We start from the raw sequence: 20,701 nt of genomic DNA, 5'->3' as shown, positions 1-20,701 counted from the left end.
GGACACATGGGGAGCCGGTCAGCCACCGTTCACCTTTCCGACCCGCTCCGGTCGGGTCGCGCTGGGACATTCGGGCCATGACTGGAGACTCCCGGGGGAGCGCCCCCCTGCCCTCGCATCTGCCGCGCGTGGGCATACCGGAACGGCTCGCGGCCCGGATGAGCATGCCCGAACAGCACGCCTACCTGCGGACCAAGCTGACCCGGCGGGGTCTGCTGCGCTCCTCGGCGGTGACCGCCGGAACCGTCGCCGGGGGCGGGCTGCTGGCCGGTTCGGCACACGCCACGCCCGTCGCCACCCCCACGCTGCTCACCTCGGGCGCCGCCTCGCCGGTGGACGGTTCGCTGGTCGCCCCGTTCGCCCGCCATCTGGCGTTCGGCGCCGACCCCAAGACGCAGATGCGCGTTTCCTGGCAGGTGCCGTTCGCCGTGCGGCGGCCGTATGTGCGCGTCGGGCTGAAGCCGTGGGACCTGGGCCGCAAGATCCAGGCGGAGGTCCGGGACCTGCACACCCCGTCACTGTCCCCCCAGCTGCCCGCGGTCGACCAGTTCTATCTGCACGCGGCGCTGGACGGGCTGCGCCCGGGGACCACGTACTACTACGGCGTAGGCCACGACGGCTTCGACCCGGCGGACGCGCGCCACTTCGCAGCCGTCGGCACCTTCCACACCGCCCCGGCGCGCGCCGAGAGGTTCGTCTTCACCGCCTTCGGCGACCAGGGCGTCAGCTACCACGCGCTCGCCAACGACCAGCTGATCCTGGGCCAGAACCCGGCCTTCCACCTGCACGCCGGTGACATCTGCTACGCGGACCCGGACGGCCAGGGCTCCGAGCACGACACCTACGACGCGCGGGTGTGGGACCAGTTCCTGGCCCAGACCGAGTCAGTGGCGAAGTCCGTGCCGTGGATGGTGACGACCGGCAACCACGACATGGAGGCGTGGTACTCCCCCAACGGCTACGGCGGCCAAAGCGCCCGCTGGACGCTGCCGGGCAACGGCCCCGACCCGGACGCGGCGCCCGGTGTCTACTCCTTCACCTACGGCAACACCGCCGTCGTCGCGCTGGACGCCAACGACGTCTCGTACGAGATCCCCGCCAACCAGGGCTACACCGGCGGCCGCCAGACCCGCTGGCTCGACCGGCGTCTCGGCGAGCTGCGCGCCACCCCCGGCATCGACTTCGTCGTGGTCTTCTTCCACCACTGTGCGTACTCCACCACCACCGCGCACGCCTCCGACGGTGGCGTCCGCGACGCCTGGCTGCCGCTCTTCGAGAAGCACCGCGTCGACCTCGTCGTCAACGGCCACAACCACGTCTACGAGCGCACCGACGCCCTCCAGGGCGGCCGGGTGGCGAAGAAGATGCCCCCGGGCGAGCGGGTGGACCCGCGCCACGAGGGCATCGTCTACGTCACCGCCGGCGGCGCGGGCAAGGCGCTCTACGACTTCCCCGTCCCGGACAGCTACGAGGGCCACACCAAGGACCTCGACCACGTGGACACCTACCACTGGGCGAAGGACGGCACGAAGACGAAGGAAGCCGCGGAGTGGTCCCGGGTCCGGTACACCGGCTTCTCGTTCCTCGCCGTCGAGGTCGTCCCCGGTCACCGGCCCACGATGAAGGTCACCGCCCTCGCCGAGTCCGGTGAGCGCATCGATCACTTCGAGGTGGTCCGGTAGGAACCGCCGCCGGGAGGCGGCGGGCGGCACACGCGAAGGGGTGCGGCAGCTCCGGCCGCACCCTCGCGGGGCTCAGTGCCCGGTCACGCCGCCGTTGTCGCGGCGGTCGAGGGCGCGCTGGAGGGCGGCCGCCGCGTTCTTGCGGTCGGCCTCGTTGGTACGGCGGGCGGAGTGACGGGTCCTGCGGACGGCGGTCTCGGCCATGATGCACGTCTCCCATGCCTCGGCCCCACGGCCCGGACGAGCCGGACGGAAAGGGGCACATCAATCGGAAGGCCGGAAGGGCGGGGGCCGGCGCGGCAGGGGTCGCCTGCCCTCAGCACGGGCCACATCCGCCGTCGCTCGATGGAGCGATTCGTTCGGCTCCTACAACGCTAGGCGAGCGGAGCCGTGATGTCTGCACAAGTACTTGGTCTTCCTACTATCTGAGACGGCGGGGCCCGGAAAGGCCGCCCCACGCCCCTGCCAGGTCCCACGCGAAGCGCCCCCGGCCGGTCAGGCCAGGGGCGCTTCGCGCGGCAGGAAACCGCGGGTCACCGGCGTACTGGGGGGAGGTCGCAGGCCGGTGACCACCGGGGGGTGCGGGGGACACCACCCGGTGTTCGGGGGTGTCAGCCCATGTGCGGGTAGCGGTAGTCCGTCGGCGCGACCATCGTCTCCTTGATGGCGCGCGGGGACATCCAGCGCAGCAGGTTGAACTTCGAACCGGCCTTGTCGTTGGTGCCGGAGGCGCGGCCGCCGCCGAAGGGCTGCTGGCCGACGATGGAGCCGGTCGGGCGGTCGTTGATGTAGAAGTTGCCGGCCGCGAAGCGGAGCTTCTCGGAGACCTCGGCGACGACCTCCCGGTCCTTGGCGAGGACGGCACCGGTCAGCGCGTAGGCCGACGCGGACTCCATCTGCTCGACCGTCTTGTCGAAGTCGGCGTCCTCGTAGACGTGGACGGCCATGATCGGGCCGAAGTACTCGGTCTTGAAGACCTCGTTCTCCGGGTCCGAGCAGACGATGACGGTCGGGCGGACGAAGTAGCCGACCGAGTCGTCGTAGGTGCCACCGGCGACGATCTCGCAGGTCGGGTCGGCCTGGGCGCGGTCGATGGCGGCCTTGTTCTTGGCGAACGAACGGTCGTCGATGACGGCGCCCATGAAGTTCGACAGGTCGGTGACGTCACCCATGGTGAGGCCGTCGATCTCGGCGGCCAGCGCGTCCTTCAGGCCGCCGTCCCAGGTGGAGCGGGCGACGTAGGCGCGGGAGGCCGCGGAGCACTTCTGGCCCTGGTACTCGAAGGCGCCACGGGTGATGGCGGTCTTCAGGATCGCCGGGTCGGCGGTCGGGTGGGCGACGATGAAGTCCTTGCCGCCGGTCTCGCCGACCAGACGCGGGTAGGAGCGGTAGTTCGTGATGTTCTCGCCGACGGCCTTCCACAGGTACTGGAAGGTGGCGGTCGAGCCGGTGAAGTGGACGCCGGCCAGCTCCGGGTGCGGCAGGGCGACCTCGGAGACCTCCTTGCCGTCACCGGTGACGAGGTTGATGACGCCCTTGGGCAGGCCCGCCTCCTCCAGCAGCTCCATCAGCAGGATCGCCGAGTGGGTCTGCGTCGGGGACGGCTTCCACACGACGACGTTGCCCATGAGCGCCGGGGCGGTCGGCAGGTTGCCCGCGATGGCCGTGAAGTTGAAGGGCGTGATCGCGTAGACGAAGCCCTCCAGCGGACGGTGGTCCAGACGGTTCCAGACACCGTTCGGCTGCATGGGGGGCTGCTCCTGGAGCAGTTCCCGCGCGAAGTGCACGTTGAAGCGCCAGAAGTCGACGAGCTCACAGGGCGCGTCGATCTCGGCCTGCTGAGCGGTCTTGGACTGGCCCAGCATCGTCGAGGCGGCGATGGTCTCGCGCCACGGGCCGGACAGCAGGTCGGCGGCCTTCAGCAGGATCGCCGCGCGGTCGTCGAAGGACATCGCGCGCCACGCCGGGGCGGCGGCCAGGGCGGCGTCGACGGCCTCCTGCGCGTCGGCCTTGGTGGCGTTCGCGTAGGTGCCGATGACGGCCTTGTGATGGTGCGGCTGCACGACGTCGAAGCGCTCGCCGCCGCCCATCCGCTTGACGCCGTTGATGGTCATCGGCAGCTCGATGGGGTTACCGGCGAGCTCCTTGAGCTTGGCCTCCAGGCGAGCCCGCTCCGGGGATCCGGGGGCGTAGCCGTGCACCGGCTCGTTGTACGGGGCGGGGACGTGGGTCACAGCGTCCATGACGGCCGTGCCTCCTTCGTTTCGACGTCGGTTTCCATCGTGGTGCGAGCGGCGCAGCGCCGCTGCGGGTGGGCGGCGCGGGCGCTGGCGCGGGGATCGTGCCCCGCACTCCAGCATCCACCCGCGCAGGCCCGTCCGGGGCCGTCAGCCGCGGGTGGCGAGCGACCGGAGGAAGAAGGCCAGGTTGGCGGGGCGCTCGGCGAGGCGGCGCATGAAGTAGCCGTACCAGTCGGTGCCGTACGGAATGTAGACGCGCATCCGGTGGCCCTCGGCGACCAGGCGCTCCTGCTCGGCCTCGCGGATGCCGAAGAGCATCTGGAACTCGAAGTCGCCGGGCTTGCGGCCGTTGCGCTGGGCGAGGTCCTGGCCGATGGCGACCATCCGCGGGTCGTGGGAGCCGATCATCGGGTACCCGTCGCCCGCCATGAGGATCTTCAGGCAGCGCACATACGCCTTGTCGACCTCGCGCTTGTCCTGGAAGGCGACGGTCGCGGGCTCCTTGTAGGCGCCCTTGACCAGCCGGACCCGGGAGCCCTCGCCGGCCAGCGCGTGGCAGTCGTCCTCGGTACGGAAGAGGTACGACTGGACGACGGCGCCGGTCTGCGGGAAGCGCTCGCGCAGCTCCGAGAGGATGGCGAGGGTGGAGTCGACGGTGGTGTGGTCCTCCATGTCGAGGGTCACCGTCGTACCGGCCTCGGCGGCGGCCTCGACCACCGGGAGGACGTTCTTGAGGGCCAGTTCATGGCCGCCGGTCAGCGCCTGGCCGAAGGCCGAGAGCTTGACCGACATCTCGGCCTTGGTGCCGAGGTCCTGCTCGGAGAGCGCCTCGGTCAGCCGGAGGTAGGCGTCGCGGTTGCGGAGCGCCTCGGAGGGGTCGGTGATGTCCTCGCCGAGGTGGTCGAGGGTGACCTCCATCCCCCGCGCGGCCAGCGACCGCACGACGGCCATCGACTGGTCGAGCCGTTCACCGGCGACGAATCGGTCGACCACCGGGCGGGTGATCGGAGCGGCCGCAACGATGCGGCGGATGCTGTCGCTGCGCGCGGCGGCGAGAAGCACGGGACCCAGCATGGGGCACCTCCACGATTCAGGATGACAAATGCCGGGCGGGCGCCGTTTGGGGGCGGGCGCTGCGGCAAGGTGAGCCACCTGAAACTTAAGGATCTCGCCACCTTTCAGCCATCGACAGCTGTCACGCCTTCGTGTCCCGGATCTCAGACAGATGTATGAGAATGAAACCAACGGCGAGAGAGACCGCCGCACCACCGGGCCGCCGATGATGACGGTGCGCGGTCACGGGGAGTGGTACGGCAAGCGACACGGAAGGGGACGGCCGGCGGATGCGGGGCGACTACCAGCAGCTCGTGGACGACATCTCAGCGGCGCTCGGAGCGCCTGCGACCCTGGAGGACCGCGATTTCGGGCTGATCGCGTTCGGTGCGCACGAAGGCGACGACGATCTCGTCATGGATCCGGTGCGCACCCGTTCGATCCTCCAGCGGCGCTCGTCGGCCGCGGTGCGTGCCTGGTTCGAGGCGTTCGGGATCGCCCGCGCCAAGTCCGCGCTGCGTATCCCGCCGGACCCGGCGGCGGGCGTGTTCAAAGGCCGGATCTGTCTGCCCGTACGCCACCGCGGCATCGTGCACGGCTATGTCTGGCTGCTGGACGACGGCCACCTCACCGACCTGGAGCTGGGCGGCCGGGACACCCCGCCGGACCCGCGGATCGAGCACGCCATGGAGACCGCGTCGCGGATCGGCGCGCTGCTCGCCGAGGACGCGCGCGCCGGGTCGGAGCTGGGCGATCTGCTGCAGGAGCTGCTGCTGGCCCATCCCGCGGACCGCCCGGCGGGCGCCGTCCTGCTGCGCGACGCGCTCCGCGACACCCTGCGCTTCACCCCGGGCGCGCCGCTGACGCTGGTGGCCGTGCTGCCCTGGGACACCACCGACACCGATGCCGCGCCGCCGCCGAGCCTGCCCGGGCTGCTGGCCGCCTGCGCGATGTACCCGGAGGGGCCGGGCGCACCGGCCGACACGCCGGGGATGCTCCCGCTGGACGGCACGACCCCGCCCCGCGGCATCCCCGTCCTCACCGCCCCGCGCCCCCGGCAGCCGGCCCCCGCGCTGGCCGCACTGGTGCGGCTGCGCTCGCCGGGTGCGCTCGGGCCCGCGCACACCGTCGCCGAGCATCTGCTGCGCTCCCCTCGCGCGGGCGCCCTCGCACAGCAGCAGCCGGGCCGTGGCGCCGCGCGTACGCAGCCGCCGCAGGAGGCCCGGCTCGGGCCCGGGGTCGCCGGAATCGCCGCCGGGACCACGGAGTTGGCGGCGCTGCCGGGCGCCTGGCACGAGGCACTGGACGCGGCCCGCTCGGCGCGCGCCGAGCCCCGGCTGGGCACCGTCGCCGAATGGGCCGCCCTGGGCTCGTACCGCCTGCTCACCGCGTTGCCCACCGAGACCCCGGACGCCGCCGTGCGGCCGCTGCTGGATCCGGCCCACACCGAACTGGCCCGCACCGCCGAGGCGTTCCTCGACTGCGCGGGGCAGGCCGGCCGCACCGCCCAGGTCCTCGGCATCCACCGCCAGACGCTCTACTACCGGCTGGGCCGGGTGGAGAAGCTCACCGGCCTCGACCTGGACGACGGCGAGGACCGGCTGTTGCTGCACATGGGGCTGAAGGCGTCGCGGTTGTAGGGGCCGACGGTCGCGGTTGTCAGGGCCGATGCGCGTGGCCGTCGGCGTGCCGGGCGGCCCCGGGTTCCGGGCGGAGTCAGGCAGGGCGCCGCGCCCCCGCTGGCGCGGGCGCCCCGGGCGGGGCGAGCCCCCAAGGCACCGGCGCTCCGTGCCGCAGGCGTCCGGGCGGGCGGGGGCCGGGCGTCGGCCCCCGCCCCTCTCCCGGGTGCGACGCCCCACCCGGTTACCGGCGGCGCTCCGGGCCCGGGCCCTTGCGGTCTCCCTTACGGGTGGACATACCGTCGTCGAACTCCACTTCCTCCTTGCGGAGTTCGGTGTTGATCTCTCTCTGCTCGGTGACCCGCTCGGTCTCCAGCCGTACCCGCTCCACCGGCACGGTCCGCTTGGTGACCACGGCCTCCTCCTCGTGGAGGACGACCTCGACCTCGCCGTCGCCGAGCCGCGGTGCGGTGCGCCCGCGCATCTGCTCCTCGTCGCTGATCTTCTCCCGGACCAGCCGCACCTCCTCGTGGCTGAGGGGGACGGTGCGGTGCACGTCCTCGGTCACCACGTGCTTGCGCAGATGCGCCCGGCCGGCCTCGCGCTCCGCGGTGCCGATCTGGATCCGCTCCTCGGAGAGCACGATCTCGGGGGTCTGTTCACGGGTCTCCTTGGTGCGCGCGGCCTCGCCCTCCGCACGGCCGCGGGACATCGCCATCCCGCCACCGGCCCCGGCTCCGGCCATCGGCCGGTCGGTGCGGGCGGCGCGCTCGCCCTCGGCCATCGTGCGGTCGCGCTCCCCGGCCCGGGCGCGGCGTGTGCCCCCGGCGGCCATCCCGGCGGCACCGCCCGCGGCGGTCCCGGCGGCCATACCGGTGGTGCCCTTCATCCCGGTCGTCCCCGGCGTACCGGCCGGACTGCCGGTGTCGGCGCCCGTGGGGCCTCCGGTCGTACCCGGCCGGGTCAGCCCGTAGTGGCGGTAGAGCTCATCCTCCTCGGAGGGGTCGAGGTGCCCGTCCGCGTCGATCCGCGGCGCCTCCTTGATGGTGTCCTTCGTGTGCGGAACATGCAGTTCGTCGTCGACCCGCCGGGCCCCGGCAAGCGGGATGAAGGTCTCCTTCATGCCGAACAGCCCGGTCCGCACCGTGATCCACTCCGGGACGTTGGTGGCGTCGTCCCGGTAGACCTGCTGGACCGATCCCACCTTGGCGCCCTCCGCATCGACCACGTTCAGGCCGGTGAGGTCCTGAGGGGTGTCACCCAGGGGTGCATTCATGGCGTCTTCTCCTTCCGCACGCGCCGGAGGGGGCACGCGCACTTCCCATTGCGCGTCGCCCCGACCCGCGCAGCGACTCGGGAACGGGCCCGCCATGCGGCTCCGGGGCCCCCGGGACGCTCCTGACGGCGCTCCCGCCCACCCCGGTCACTACTCCATTCGGGTGAACGCAGGGGGCCTGAGCCGCCGGGCCGCTCACCCGGCCGGACGCGCACCGTTCGCGGCCCGCCCCCCGGCACGCGAACGGGCCCGGACCCCGCCGCAGCGGAATCCGGGCCCGTCGGGAAACGGTGCGGCTCAGCCGAGGTTCACGGAGCGCACCGACGAGGCGCCGATCTCGTCGGAGATCTCCGCGAGCACGCTCGCCGGGATGGTGTCGTCGACGGTCAGCGCGACCAGCGCCTCACCGCCCACGTCCGCCCGCGAGACCTGCATCCCGCCGATGTTGATCCCGGCCTCACCCAGGATCCGGCCGACGGTGCCGACCACGCCGGGGCGGTCGCCGTAGCGCAGGAACGCCATGTGATCGGCGAGCGCCAGGTCGATGGAGTGGTCCCCGACCGCGACGATCTTCTGGGTGTTGCGGTGGCCGGAGAGCGTGCCGGAGATCGACACCTCCTGGCCGTCCGCGAGGGTGCCACGGACGGTGACGACGTTGCGGTGCTCGGCCGACTCGCTGCTGGTCGTCAGCCGCACCTCGACGCCGCGCTCCTGCGCGAACAGCGGGGCGTTGACGTACGACACCGTCTCGTCGACGACGTCCTCGAACACGCCCTTGAGCGCGGAGAGTTCGAGCACCTTGACGTCGTGCTGGGTGATCTCGCCGTACACCTCGACGTCGAGGCGGACCGCGACCTCACCGGCGAGCGCGGTGAAGATCCGGCCCAGCCGCTCGGCCAGCGGCAGCCCCGGCTTGACGTCCTCGGCGATGACGCCGCCCTGGACGTTGACGGCGTCCGGCACCAGCTCACCGGCGAGCGCGAGGCGCACCGAGCGGGCCACCGCGATACCGGCCTTCTCCTGCGCCTCACCCGTCGAGGCGCCGAGGTGCGGGGTCGCCACGACCTGGTCGAACTCGAACAGCGGCGAGTCGGTGCAGGGCTCGGAGGCGTACACGTCAAGACCTGCGCCGGCGACCCGGCCCTCCTTGAGGGCGGCGGCGAGGGCCGTCTCGTCGACGATGCCACCGCGCGCGGCGTTGACGATCCGGACCGACGGCTTGACCTTGTGCAGCGCGTCGTCGCCGATCAGACCGACCGTCTCGGGGGTCTTGGGCAGGTGGACGGTGATGAAGTCCGCGACCTCCAGCAGCTCGTCCAGCGAGAGGAGCTTGACGCCCATCTGCGCGGCACGGGCCGGCTGGACGTACGGGTCGTAGGCGACGACCTTCATGCCGAACGCGGACATCCGCTGCGCGACCAGCACGCCGATCCGGCCGAGGCCGACCACGCCGAGGGTCTTCTCGCTCAGCTCGACGCCGGTGTACTTGCTCCGCTTCCACTCGCCGTTCTTCAGCGCGGTGTTGGCCTGCGGGATGTTGCGCGCGGTGGCCACCAGCAGACCGCAGGCCAGCTCGGCGGCGGTGACGATGTTGGAGGTGGGAGCGTTGACGACCATCACACCGGCCTTGGTGGCGGCGGAGACGTCGACGTTGTCCAGGCCCACGCCCGCGCGGGCGACGACCTTCAGCTTCTTCGCGGCGGCGATGGCCTCGGCGTCGACCTTCGTCGCGGAGCGCACGAGGATCGCGTCGACCTCGGCGAGGGCGGGCAGCAGTTCGGCGCGGTCGGCGCCGTTGCAGTGCCGGATGTCGAAGTCGGGGCCGAGCGCGTCAACGGTCGCGGGCGACAGTTCCTCGGCGATGAGTACGACGGGTTTGCTGGCAGTGCTCACGTGGTCTTCAGTCCTCACTAGTCCTTCGCGGACGGCCGTCCCGACGGCCGAAGGCGGTGAAGGGGGCAGCCGCGTGAAGACGCACGACGTTGTGAGCCTGACGCGCTTGTGCCTGGCAGTGTAGTGGCGGCCCGGGACTCCTCCTGCGCCGGAGCGTAAGGATCACCCGTGCGTGGTTCTACGCGGTGGACAAGGCGGCCGCGGCCCGCTCGTGCGGGCGCGCGGCCACAAGGGTGACGGGGGTCGCGGGCGGTGCCGCGGCCCCCGTCACCCGGATGCTCACGCCTCGTCGTCGACCCAGCTCATCAGCTTGCGCAGCTGCTTGCCCGTGGTCTCCAGGAGGTGGTTCTCGTCGGCCTTCTTGTACTCGTTGTACTTCGGCAGACCGGCGTTGTACTCGGCCATCCAGTTGTTGGCGAAGGTGCCGTCCTGGATCTCGCCCAGGACCTTCTTCATCTCGGCCTTGGTCTGGTCGGTGATGATCCGCGGGCCGGTGACGTAGTCGCCCCACTCGGCGGTCTCGGAGATCGACCAGCGCATCTTCTCCAGGCCGCCCTCGTACATGAGGTCCACGATGAGCTTCAGCTCGTGCAGGCACTCGAAGTACGCGATCTCGGGCTGGTAGCCCGCCTCGACCAGCGTCTCGAAACCGGCCTTGACCAGCGCGGCGGCGCCACCGCACAGCACGGCCTGCTCGCCGAAGAGGTCGGTCTCGGTCTCCTCGGTGAAGGTGGTCTTGATGACACCGGCGCGGGTGCCGCCGATGCCCTTGGCGTACGAGAGGGCCAGCGCGAAGGCGTTGCCGGAGGCGTCCTGCTCGACGGCGGCGATGCAGGGCACGCCGCGGCCTTCCTCGTACTGACGGCGGACCAGGTGGCCGGGGCCCTTGGGGGCGACCATGCAGACGTCCACACCGGCCGGGGCCTTGATGAAGCCGTAGCGGATGTTGAGGCCGTGGCCGAAGAACAGGGCGTCGCCGTCCTTGAGGTTGTCCTTGACGGACTCCTCGTAGACCTTCGCCTGGATCGGGTCCGGCACCAGGATCATGATGACGTCGGCCTCGGCCGCCGCCTCCGCGGGGGTGACGACACGCAGGCCCTGCTCCTCGGCCTTCGCCTTGGACGTGGAGCCCTCGTGCAGGCCGACGCGCACGTCGACACCCGAGTCACGCAGCGACAGCGCGTGGGCGTGGCCCTGGCTGCCGTAACCGAGGACCGCGACCTTGCGGTTCTGGATGAGGGACAGGTCGGCATCGGCGTCGTAGAACAGCTCGGCCACTTCGGGTATCTCCTTGGATCTAGCTGGTTGCCCACACAGTACGTCGGGCGGGGTACGGAAGGTTTCGGGGTCTCGCGATGCGGGCGAGGGGCGGGCGCCGCGGCCTGGCGGCGCCCGCGCGGGTCAGGCCGTGCGGGTCAGGCCGTGCGGGTCAGGCCGTGCGGTCCAGGGCGCGCAGCGAACGGTCGGTGATGGACCGGGCGCCGCGCCCTATGGCGATCGTGCCGGACTGCACCAGCTCCTTGATGCCGAAGGGTTCGAGCATCTTGAGCATCGCCTCCAGCTTGTCGCTGGAGCCGGTCGCCTCGATCGTGACGGCGTCGGGTGAGACGTCGACGGTCTTGGCGCGGAAGAGCTGGACGATCTCGACGATCTGCGAACGGGTCTCGTTGTCGGCGCGGACCTTCACGAGGACGAGTTCACGCTGGATGGCGTGGCCCGGCTCCAACTCGACGATCTTCAGGACGTTGACGAGCTTGTTGAGCTGCTTGGTGACCTGTTCGAGGGGGAGCGACTCGACACTCACCACGATGGTGACGCGGGAGATGTCGGGGTGTTCGGTGACACCGACCGCGAGGGAGTCGATGTTGAAGCCGCGGCGGGAGAACAGCGCGGCGATCCGGGCGAGGATGCCGGGGGTGTTCTCCACCAGGACGGAGAGCGTGTGCTTGGACATGTCGTCTTCTCTCTATCTTCCGTGACGTCCTGGGCTCAGTCGTCCGCGCCGTCGCCGAAGTCGGGGCGCACGCCCCGGGCGGCCATGACCTCGTCGTTGGAGGTGCCGGCGGCCACCATCGGCCAGACCTGCGCGTCCTCGTGGACGATGAAGTCGATCACGACCGGGCGGTCGTTGATGGCGTTGGCCTTGGCGATGACGGAGTCCAGCTCGGCCGGGTCCTCGCAGCGCAGCGCGACACAGCCCATCGCCTCGGACAGCTTGACGAAGTCCGGGACGCGGGTGCCGCGCGGCTTGCCGTCGGCGGGGTCGGCGTCGGGACCGCTGTGCAGCACGGTGTTGGAGTAGCGCTGGTTGTAGAAGAGGGTCTGCCACTGGCGGACCATGCCGAGCGCGCCGTTGTTGATGATCGCGACCTTGATCGGGATGTTGTTCAGCGCGCAGGTGGTCAGTTCCTGATTGGTCATCTGGAAGCAGCCGTCGCCGTCGATCGCCCAGACGGTGCGGTCGGGCATGCCCGCCTTGGCGCCCATCGCGGCGGGGACGGCGTAGCCCATCGTCCCGGCGCCGCCGGAGTTGAGCCACGTCGAGGGCTGTTCGTAGTCGATGAAGTGGGCGGCCCACATCTGGTGCTGGCCGACGCCCGCGGCGTAGATGGTGCCCTCCGGGGCGAGCTTGCCGATGCGCTCGATGACCTGCTGCGGGGCGAGGCTGCCGTCCTCGGGGAGTTCGTAGCCGAGCGGGTACGTCTCGCGCCAGCGGTTGAGGTCCTTCCACCAGGCGCCGTGGTCGCCGCGGTGGCCCGCCTCGTGCTCCGCCTGGACGGCGACGATCAGATCGGCGATGACCTCGCGGGCGTCACCGACGATCGGCACGTCCGCGACGCGGTTCTTGCCGATCTCCGCCGGGTCGATGTCGGCGTGGATGACCTTGGCGTACGGGGCGAAGGAGTCCAGCTTGCCGGTGACGCGGTCGTCGAAGCGGGCACCGAGGGTGATCAGCAGGTCGGACTTCTGGAGCGCGGTGACGGCGGTGACCGAGCCGTGCATACCGGGCATGCCGACGTGCTGCGGATGGGTGTCGGGGAACGAACCGAGCGCCATCAGCGTGGTGGCGACGGGCGCGCCGGTCAGCTCGGCCAGCACCTTCAGCTCGGCGGTGGCGCCCGCCTTCATCACGCCGCCGCCGACGTAGAGCACCGGGCGCTTCGACTCGACGATCAGCCGGGCCGCCTCGCGGATCTGCTTGGCGTGCGGCTTGGTCACCGGGTGGTAGCCGGGCAGCTCGGTGTGGGGCGGCCAGGCGAAGGTGGTCTGCGCCTGCATCGCGTCCTTGGCGATGTCGACGAGGACCGGGCCGGGGCGGCCGGTGGAGGCGATGTGGAACGCCTCGGCGATCGTCCGCGGGATCTCGGCGGGGTCGGTGACCAGGAAGTTGTGCTTGGTGATCGGCATCGTGATGCCGCAGATGTCCGCCTCCTGGAAGGCGTCCGTGCCGATCGCGCCGGAGGCGACCTGACCGGTGATCGCGACCAGCGGGACGGAGTCCATGTGGGCGTCGGCGATCGGCGTGACGAGGTTGGTGGCACCCGGGCCCGAAGTCGCCATGCAGACACCGACCTTGCCGGTGGCCTGCGCGTAGCCGACGGCGGCGTGGCCCGCGCCCTGCTCGTGCCGCACCAGCACGTGCCGGACCTTCGCGGAGTCCATCATCGGGTCGTACGCCGGAAGGATCGCGCCACCGGGAATGCCGAAGACCGTGTCGGCCCCCGCCTCCTCCAGAGAGCGGATGAGGGACTGCGCACCCGTGACGTGCTCGACGGCGGTGCGGTGCGCTCCTCCGGCGTGACGGGTCCGCGGCTGCGGATGGTGGGCCCCGGTGGCCTGCTCGGTCATCTGCGTCTCTTCTCGAAGCTGAGGGTTTTGGCGGGGTTTGGGGGGTCTGGTGCAATAAAAAACCCCTCGTGCCGGGAGGCAAGCGAGGGGAGCGCGTCGGTGCGGTCAGTTGGGCTTCATCGTTGCCCAGCTTCAGCCGACGCGCTGTCCAAGTACGAGAATTCGGGTGCGCATGGCACTGACCCTCCCCCCAGCGCGCCGTGAGTGTCAAGTGGGTGGGACGGAGGTCTCACTATGTGAACGGAGCGGGGGGTGAACGATGGCGTCGGGACCCGACCCGCCGTGCCGTACGGGCAGTCCGCTGCCGGTCAGCACCACCGCGCGGCTCGGGCCCGCGGGGCTCGGCAGCGGGGTGGAACCGGCCGTCAGGACGCGGCGCAGACGGTGTTCGTCGAGCGGTCCGGAGAAGGCGGCACCCTGGCCGTGGGTGCAGCCCATCGCGCGCAGGGCGAGCACCTGCTCGGGCAGGTCGACGCCCTCGGCGACCGACTGCATCCCGAGATCGGAGGCGATCCGCAACAGGCCGGAAGTGATCTTGTGCAACCGGGCGGACTCCGCCACACCGTCGATCAGCCCGCGGTCCAGCCGGAGCACATCGATGGGGAGCCGCCGCAGCGCGCCGATCGCGGCGTATCCACTGCCGAAGCCGTCGAGGGCGATACGGACACCCAGCCGGCGCAGCGCGACCAGGCGGCGTTCCAGTTCGTCCAGCGGGGTCCGGGCATCGCTTTCGGACAGCTCCAGGACGAGCGCGCCCGAGGGCAGGCTGTGCCGGGAGAGCAGCGTTTCGACGGTCTTGGGCGGCAGGGAGCGGTCGAGGAGGCGGCGGGCGGAGAGCCGGACGGCGACCGGGACGCGGTGACCGGCGCGGTGCCGGGCGGCGGCCTGTTCGACGGCGGCCTCCAGATGCCAGCGGCACAGCTCCGCGGTGCGGTCGCCGTTGTCGTCGGCGAGCCGCCCGCGCTCGCCGACCCGCAGGAACTCCGCCGGGGTGAACAGAATGCCCTGGGCGGAGCGCCACCGGGCGTGCGCGGCGACGGCGGTGACCCGGCCGGTGGCCAGCTCGATCACCGGCTGGTGCAGCAGCAGGAACTCGCCGTCGTGCAGCGCGCTGCGCAGCCGGGTGGCCAGCTCGGCGCGGCGGGCCACCTCGGCCTGCAGCTGCGGGGCGTACAGCTCGACGCGTCCCTTTCCGGCCTGCTTGGCGCGGTACATCGCGAGGTCGGCGTTGCGCATCAGGCCGGCCGGGGTGATGCCGGGCTCGGCGAAGGCCACGCCGATGCTGGCGGCGACCCGTACGTCGCGCCCCTCGATGCGGTACGGCTCGGAGAGCGTGATGCGGAGGCGGTCGGCGATCTCGTGGATGCGGAATTCCCGGGTGGCGGAGTCGCAGGTGGCGTCGCCGGTGATCAGGGCGGCGAATTCGTCGCCGCCCAGCCGGGCCGCTATGTCGCCGGAGCGCACCGACTCGCCGAGCCGCCTGGCGGCCTGGATGAGGAGTTCGTCGCCCGCCTGATGGCCGATGGTGTCGTTGACCTGCTTGAAGCCGTCGAGGTCGATGTAGAGCACGGCGGTGCCGTGATCCCCGGCGCGGCGACCGGCGAGGGCCCTGCTGACCCGCTCGGTGAACAGGGCACGGTTGGGCAGATCGGTGAGGGCGTCGTGGGAGGCGTTGTGCTGGAGCTGCGCCTGGAGGCGGACGCGCTCGGTGACGTCCCGGGAGTTGAAGATCAGGCCGCCGTGGTGGCGGTTGACGGTGGATTCGACGTTGAGCCAGCCGTCGCCGCCGGGCCGCCGGTCACCGGCGCGGAAGCGGCATTCGATACGAGTGGTGGGCTCGTCCTGGGGCGAGACGGCGAGGAAGCGGCGGACCTCGTGGAGGACCCGGCCGAGGTCCTCGGGGTGGATGAGCGCGGAGAGCTCGGAGCCGACCAGCTCCTCCGCGTCGCGGCCGTAGACCCCGGCGGCGGCGGGGCTGACGTAGCGCAGCACCCCGCTGGGCGCGGCGATCATGATGACGTCGCTGGATCCCTGCACCAGGGAGCGGAAGTGGTTCTCCTTCTGCGCCAGCTCCTGGGTGAGGGTGAGGTTGTCGAGCAGCACGATGCCCTGGCGGATCACCAGGGCGAGGACGACCGTGCAGCCGGTGAAGAGGACGACGCGGTCGAGGCGCCGCCCGTCGAGGACGTTGGTGAGGATGCCGAGGGTGCACACCGCTGCGGCGAGGTACGGCGCGAGCGCGCCGAGCGAGCCCGCGAGCGGCCGGGCCCCGGGGTACGGGAGGCGGCGCGGCGCCCGTCCGGCGTCCTCGGCGGCATCCCCCGGGGCACGGCGGGTGAACCAGGGGGCGTAGGCGAGGAGGACCGACCCGGCGAACCATCCGGCGTCGAGGATCTGGCCGGAGCGGTAGTGCTCGCGCAGCAGCGGTGAGGTGAACAGCGCGTCGCACATCACCGTCAGGGCGAGTGCGGCGATGGCGGTGTTGACCGCCGAGCGCTGGGCGCACGAGCGGCGGAAGTGCAGCGCGAGGACCATGCTCACCAGCACGATGTCCAGCAGCGGATAGGCCAGCGTCAGCGCGCACCGGGCGACCGAACGGCCCTGGAAATGGGCGGTGTTGGCGAGCGCCAGGCTCCAGGAGAGGGTGAGCAGGGAGCCGCCGATCAGCCAGGAGTCCAGGCCCAGGCAGACCCAGCCGGCGCGGGTGACCGGCCGTTTGGCGAGGACCAGGAGCCCGACGATGGCGGGCGGCGCGAAGAGCAGGAAGCAGAAATCGGCCGGGGAGGGGCTGGGTACCGGGGCGCCCTCGACGACCTCATACCAGCCCCAGATGCCGTTGCCGAGCGCGGCCATCGCCGAGGAGACGGCGAAGAGCGACCAGGCGGGGCGGGCGTGGGAGTCGGCGCCCCGGGCGTACAGTGCGCAGGAGACGGCGGCCACCAGCGCGGCGAAGCTGAGCCCGAAGTCACCCATGACCAGCGCGACTTTGGGGGATCCCCAGCCGAGGGCGGCGCCGACCGCGTACCCCCCGCAGACCGCCGCGAGCGCGATCTGCGGCAGCAGGCTCGGCGGCCGGTCGGCGGGCAGCGGCGGATGGGGGAGCACCGCGCCCGGGGCGCTCACCGGGCCCTCCCGCAGGCCGTGGTCCGGCTGTGACGCGGTCGGCGCACCGGAGGCTGCTGCCCTATTCCCCCCGGTGCTCGTGGATCGCGTGTCTCGCGGTTTGCCCATCGGCCGTACATCGCCCGTCGCCCCCCTCGCGTTCCGGATGCTTCACGGGCGCCGCTCGCCTCGTCGGCGCCGTCCCCGCTCGGGACGATACACCAGATCGGTCACTCAGGGATATAGGTTCCCTACAGAGCGTAACTATGTGTGAGGTGCAGGCACGCAGCGCATTCATACTGCCCCGTAGCGCTACCTCTCGGCATTCCGCTCCGCCGTGGCGACGGTGTTCCGTAGCGGCCGGCCGGCGGCGAAAAGGGTCAGCTGGTCGCGCAGGAGGCGCTTCGCACGGGGCAGAAAGGCAGAGCTGGGGCCACCGACGTGGGGAGTGATGAGCACGCCGGGGGCGCGCCACAGGGGGTGTCCGGCCGGAAGGGGTTCCGGATCGGTGACGTCCAGTGCCGCCAGCAGCCGTCCGGACGTCACCTCCGCGAGCAGCGCGTCGGTGTCCACGATCCGGCCGCGGGCGATGTTCACCAGCAGGGCACCGTCCTTCATCCGGGCCAGGAAGTCGCGTCCTGCCAGGCCACGGGTGTCTTCGGTGAGCGGGGTGGCCAGGACGACGACATCGGCGTCGGGCAGGAGGGCATCGAGCGCGGAGAGTGGATGCACAGGGCCGCGCACGGTCTCACGAGCGGTGCGCGCGAGGCGCGCCACCCGCGCGCACTCGAAAGGAGTGAGCCGGTCCTCGATGGCACTGCCGATCGACCCATACCCCACGATGAGGACGGATTTGTCGGCCAGCGCAGGCCGGAACCCGTGCCGCCACTCCCCCGCGTCCTGGGCGCGGACGAAACCGGGGATGCCGCGGAGCGCGGCCAGGATGAGCGTCAGCGCCAGCTCGGCGGTGCTGGCGTCGTGCAGGCCGCGGGCGTTGCAGAGCCGGGTGCCGGGCGGCAGCCGGTCCAGTGCGGGCAGGATGTGTTCGACACCGGCGGTCAGCGTCTGCACCACCCGGAGCCCGCTCATCCGGGCGAGCGGCCGCAGCGACGTCTCCACGTCCTTCATGTACGGCACGGCGTAGAACACGCACCGGGCGGGATCGGCGGGATACTCGGGACCCGCGTCCCAGTGGACGTAGTTCAGGCCCGTGGGGAGACCGTCGATCTCTTCCGGAGGAATCGGGAGCCAGACGTCGTGCGGGGCGCCGTGCGGGTCTGCGGTTGCCATGGTCCGAGGCTATGCGAAGGACCGTTCCTCCAGACGTTAGTTTGGTCTGGCCCTTGACCGGGGGCGAGGGGACGGAGGCACGACCAGGTGGAGCGCAGGACAATCGGCGCGGCAACGCTCGAAGTAGGCGCAATCGGGCTCGGCTGCATGCCGATGAGCTGGGGGTACACCGAGTCGCAGCGGGATTTTGAGAGTTCGCTGCGGGCCGTGCACACCGCGCTCGACCGGGGGTGCAGCCTGCTGGACACCGCCGACATGTACGGACCGTTCACCAACGAGTTGCTGGTGGGCCGGGTGCTCAAGGAGCGGCGCGCGGACGCGTTCGTCTCGACCAAGTGCGGGCTGCTCGTGGGCGAGCAGCACATCGTCGCCAACGGGCGGCCCGGCTATGTGAAGCGCGCCTGTGACGCCTCGCTGCGGCGGTTGCGGACCGACCACATCGATCTGTACCAGCTGCACCGCGCGGACCCGGAGGTGCCGATCGAGGAGACCTGGGGGGCGATGGCGCAGCTGGTGGCGGCGGGCAAGGTGCGGTCCCTGGGGCTGTGCGCGGTGGGCGCCCGGGCGCTGCGGCCGACGCGGACGGACCGGCCGGTTGCCGGTGGCGGGCGCCGTCCCGGGGCGCGCACCCACCAGTTGACGATGCGTCAGCTGGAGCGGATTCAGCAGATCTTCCCGGTCAGCAGCGTGCAGGCGGAGCTGTCGGTGTGGTCGCCGGAGGCGCTGGAGGAGCTGGTGCCGTGGTGCGAGTCGCGCGGGGTCGGCTTCCTGGCGGCGATGCCACTGGGCAACGGCTATCTGACCGGCACCCTCACCCCGGGCCAGGGCTTCGAGCCGGAGGACATCCGGGCCCGTCATCCGCGCTTCACCGCCGAGATGATGGCGGCGAACCAGCCGGTGGTGGCCGGGCTGCGCCGGGTCGGCGCCCGGTACGGCGCGACGCCGGGGCAGGTCGCGCTGGCCTGGGTACTGGCGCAGGGCCGCCATGTGGTGCCGGTCCCGGGGACGAAGAAGGAGCGGTGGGCGGCGCAGAACGCCAAGGCCGCCGACCTGGTGCTGGACCGCGCGGACCTGGCGGAGATCGCTTCCCTGCCGCCCGCCCGGGGCTCCTGGTACTGACTCCGGGGGGGCAGCGGGAGCAAGGCGCGGGTGCCCGCGAGGGTGGCCGTCGGGCGCCCGTTGGGGCGAGTCCCTGGCGTGCCTCGCCCGCCCCGGCGCAGGTCCTGACGTCGCCTCGCCCGCCCCGGCGCGGTCCCTGACGTCGCGCCGTCCACCCCAGGGAACGTTGGCGTACCGCCGTGGCGGTGGGCGTCCGTGCGGCGGCGGAGGGAATCACGGTGTCGGCCGCCGCGCGGCGCGGTGCGGGTGTGGTGTCCTGGGGCGGGGCCGTGCCGTGCCGACCGGCGCCTCCGGCGGCCGGACGGCGCGCGGGCCCGGCGTGCGCGCCGCCCCCGGCGCGGGCCCGGGGGCCGTGGACCGCTCCCCCGACGAGAGGAATCCGCCGTGCCACACCGCCTTCCGACCGCCGTGACGGCCGCCGCCGCGCTGCTCCTCGCGGCGGGCTGCTCCGCCCACGGGAACCGGCCCGCCCCGGGCGCGCCGTCCCCGGAGCGGTCCGCCGCCGCGGTCACCGGACCGCAGCGGGATGCCTCCCCGCCGCCCGCCAAGGGGTCGGCCAAGGTGACCCGTACTCTCGCGACCGGGCTCAACTCCCCCTGGGGCGTCGCCGCGCTGCCGGGCGGCGATCTGCTGGTCGGCTCCCGCGACAAGGGGACGCTCACCCGCGTCTCGGCCCGCGACGGGCACAAGACCGAGGTGGGGTCGGTGCCCGGTGTGGCCCCGGGCGGCGAGGGCGGTCTGCTGGGTCTCGCCGTCTCCCCGTCGTTCCGCGGGGACCATCTCGTCTACGCGTACTTCACCACCGCCTCCGACAACCGCATCGCCCGGATGAGCTACGACGACACTCGGCACCCCGGTGATCAGCTGGGCGCGCCCCACACGGTGCTGCGGTCCATCCCCAAGGGCCATTTCCACAACGGCGGCCGGATCGCCTTCGGCCCGGACCGGATGCTCTACGCACCGACCGGGGAGACCGGCGACAAGGACCTGTCACAGGACAAGAAGTCCACGGCGGGCAAGATCCTGCGGATGACGCCGGACGGCGCGCCCGCGCGCGGCAACCCCGATCCCCGTTCGGTGGTGTACTCCTACGGCCACCGCAACGTGGAGGGCCTCGCGTGGGACAGCGGAAAGCGGCTGTGGGCCTCGGAGTTCGGCGAGGACACCTGGGACGAGCTGAACCTCATCGAACCGGGCCGCAACTACGGCTGGCCCGCACGGGAGGGCAAGGGTCCGACGAGCGGCCGCTACGTCAACCCGGTGCTCCAGTGGAAGCCCGCCGACGCCTCGCCCAGCGGACTCGCGTACGCCAAGGGGTCCCTGTGGATGGCCGCGCTCCGCGGGGAGCGGCTGTGGCGCATCCCGCTGAACGGGGCGAAACCGGCGGCGGCCCCGCAGGCGTTCTTCACCGGACGCCACGGGCGCCTCCGGACCGTCCTGCCGGCGGACCACGGGGCGCTGTGGCTGGTGACGAGCAATACGGACGGACGGGGGCAGCCCCGGAAGGGCGACGACCGGATTCTGCGGGTGGAGGTCAGCTGAGGGAGGGCGTGGCCGGGGCCCGGCCCCGCCCGACCC

Annotated in this window: 14 protein-coding genes; 4 read left to right on the top strand and 10 right to left on the bottom strand. The window is 72.0% G+C overall.

Features of this window, described 5'->3' with window-relative positions; all coding sequences use genetic code 11:
- Window positions 1–77: 77 nt before the first annotated feature.
- Window positions 78–1,682: a purple acid phosphatase family protein gene (locus OG422_RS22530; protein WP_405744853.1), complete on the top strand. Its 1,605-nt coding sequence runs from the start codon at window positions 78–80 to the stop codon at window positions 1,680–1,682.
- Between the two features lie 72 nt (window positions 1,683–1,754).
- Here OG422_RS22530 and OG422_RS22525 read toward each other — a convergent pair whose 3' ends face one another.
- From OG422_RS22525 to OG422_RS22515, 3 genes are all read right to left on the bottom strand, one after another.
- Window positions 1,755–1,886: a hypothetical protein gene (locus tag OG422_RS22525; RefSeq protein WP_285229409.1), complete on the bottom strand. Its 132-nt coding sequence runs from the start codon at window positions 1,884–1,886 to the stop codon at window positions 1,755–1,757.
- Between the two features lie 407 nt (window positions 1,887–2,293).
- Window positions 2,294–3,925, bottom strand: a complete 1,632-nt coding sequence (pruA, locus tag OG422_RS22520; protein ID WP_405744850.1) for an L-glutamate gamma-semialdehyde dehydrogenase — start codon at window positions 3,923–3,925, stop codon at window positions 2,294–2,296.
- A 144-nt stretch (window positions 3,926–4,069) separates the two neighbouring features.
- On the bottom strand, window positions 4,070–4,996 hold the full coding sequence (locus tag OG422_RS22515) for a proline dehydrogenase family protein (protein WP_143942617.1): 927 nt from the start codon (window positions 4,994–4,996) through the stop codon (window positions 4,070–4,072).
- Between the two features lie 269 nt (window positions 4,997–5,265).
- Between OG422_RS22515 and OG422_RS22510 the strand changes: the two genes are divergently transcribed.
- Window positions 5,266–6,615, top strand: coding sequence for a helix-turn-helix domain-containing protein (locus OG422_RS22510; protein WP_405744846.1), 1,350 nt, complete (start codon window positions 5,266–5,268; stop codon window positions 6,613–6,615).
- A gap of 223 nt (window positions 6,616–6,838) precedes the next feature.
- On the opposite strand, the gene OG422_RS22505 is transcribed toward OG422_RS22510, so the two are convergent.
- The 7 genes from OG422_RS22505 to OG422_RS22475 form a co-directional block, all read right to left on the bottom strand.
- Window positions 6,839–7,870, bottom strand: a complete 1,032-nt coding sequence (locus OG422_RS22505) for a PRC and DUF2382 domain-containing protein (RefSeq protein ID WP_405744843.1) — start codon at window positions 7,868–7,870, stop codon at window positions 6,839–6,841.
- Window positions 7,871–8,167: 297 nt separating this feature from the next.
- Window positions 8,168–9,763 carry a phosphoglycerate dehydrogenase gene (gene serA, locus OG422_RS22500; protein WP_405744840.1) on the bottom strand — a complete coding sequence of 532 codons (1,596 nt, stop codon included), beginning with the start codon at window positions 9,761–9,763 and terminating at the stop codon, window positions 8,168–8,170.
- Window positions 9,764–10,042: 279 nt separating this feature from the next.
- On the bottom strand, window positions 10,043–11,041 hold the full coding sequence (ilvC, locus tag OG422_RS22495; RefSeq protein WP_143942543.1) for a ketol-acid reductoisomerase: 999 nt from the start codon (window positions 11,039–11,041) through the stop codon (window positions 10,043–10,045).
- A 151-nt stretch (window positions 11,042–11,192) separates the two neighbouring features.
- Window positions 11,193–11,717, bottom strand: coding sequence for an acetolactate synthase small subunit (gene ilvN / locus OG422_RS22490; protein ID WP_143942544.1), 525 nt, complete (start codon window positions 11,715–11,717; stop codon window positions 11,193–11,195).
- Window positions 11,718–11,752: 35 nt separating this feature from the next.
- Window positions 11,753–13,612: an acetolactate synthase large subunit gene (locus tag OG422_RS22485; protein WP_405744836.1), complete on the bottom strand. Its 1,860-nt coding sequence runs from the start codon at window positions 13,610–13,612 to the stop codon at window positions 11,753–11,755.
- 207 nt (window positions 13,613–13,819) lie between these two features.
- The gene (locus OG422_RS22480; RefSeq protein ID WP_405744833.1) at window positions 13,820–16,735 is read right to left on the bottom strand and encodes a putative bifunctional diguanylate cyclase/phosphodiesterase; all 2,916 of its coding nucleotides are present in this window, start codon (window positions 16,733–16,735) and stop codon (window positions 13,820–13,822) included.
- A gap of 291 nt (window positions 16,736–17,026) precedes the next feature.
- The gene (locus tag OG422_RS22475) at window positions 17,027–18,004 is read right to left on the bottom strand and encodes a 2-hydroxyacid dehydrogenase (protein WP_405744830.1); all 978 of its coding nucleotides are present in this window, start codon (window positions 18,002–18,004) and stop codon (window positions 17,027–17,029) included.
- An 87-nt stretch (window positions 18,005–18,091) separates the two neighbouring features.
- Between OG422_RS22475 and OG422_RS22470 the strand changes: the two genes are divergently transcribed.
- Both OG422_RS22470 and OG422_RS22465 read left to right on the top strand, forming a co-directional pair.
- On the top strand, window positions 18,092–19,123 hold the full coding sequence (locus OG422_RS22470; RefSeq protein WP_405744828.1) for an aldo/keto reductase: 1,032 nt from the start codon (window positions 18,092–18,094) through the stop codon (window positions 19,121–19,123).
- A gap of 384 nt (window positions 19,124–19,507) precedes the next feature.
- The gene (locus OG422_RS22465; protein ID WP_405744825.1) at window positions 19,508–20,665 is read left to right on the top strand and encodes a PQQ-dependent sugar dehydrogenase; all 1,158 of its coding nucleotides are present in this window, start codon (window positions 19,508–19,510) and stop codon (window positions 20,663–20,665) included.
- The last annotated feature ends 36 nt before the right edge of the window (window positions 20,666–20,701 follow it).

The sequence above is a fragment of the Streptomyces sp. NBC_01525 genome, assembly GCF_045040405.1.
Lineage (GTDB): Bacteria > Actinomycetota > Actinomycetes > Streptomycetales > Streptomycetaceae > Streptomyces > Streptomyces benahoarensis.
This window is presented reverse-complemented; position numbering and strand designations above follow the sequence as displayed.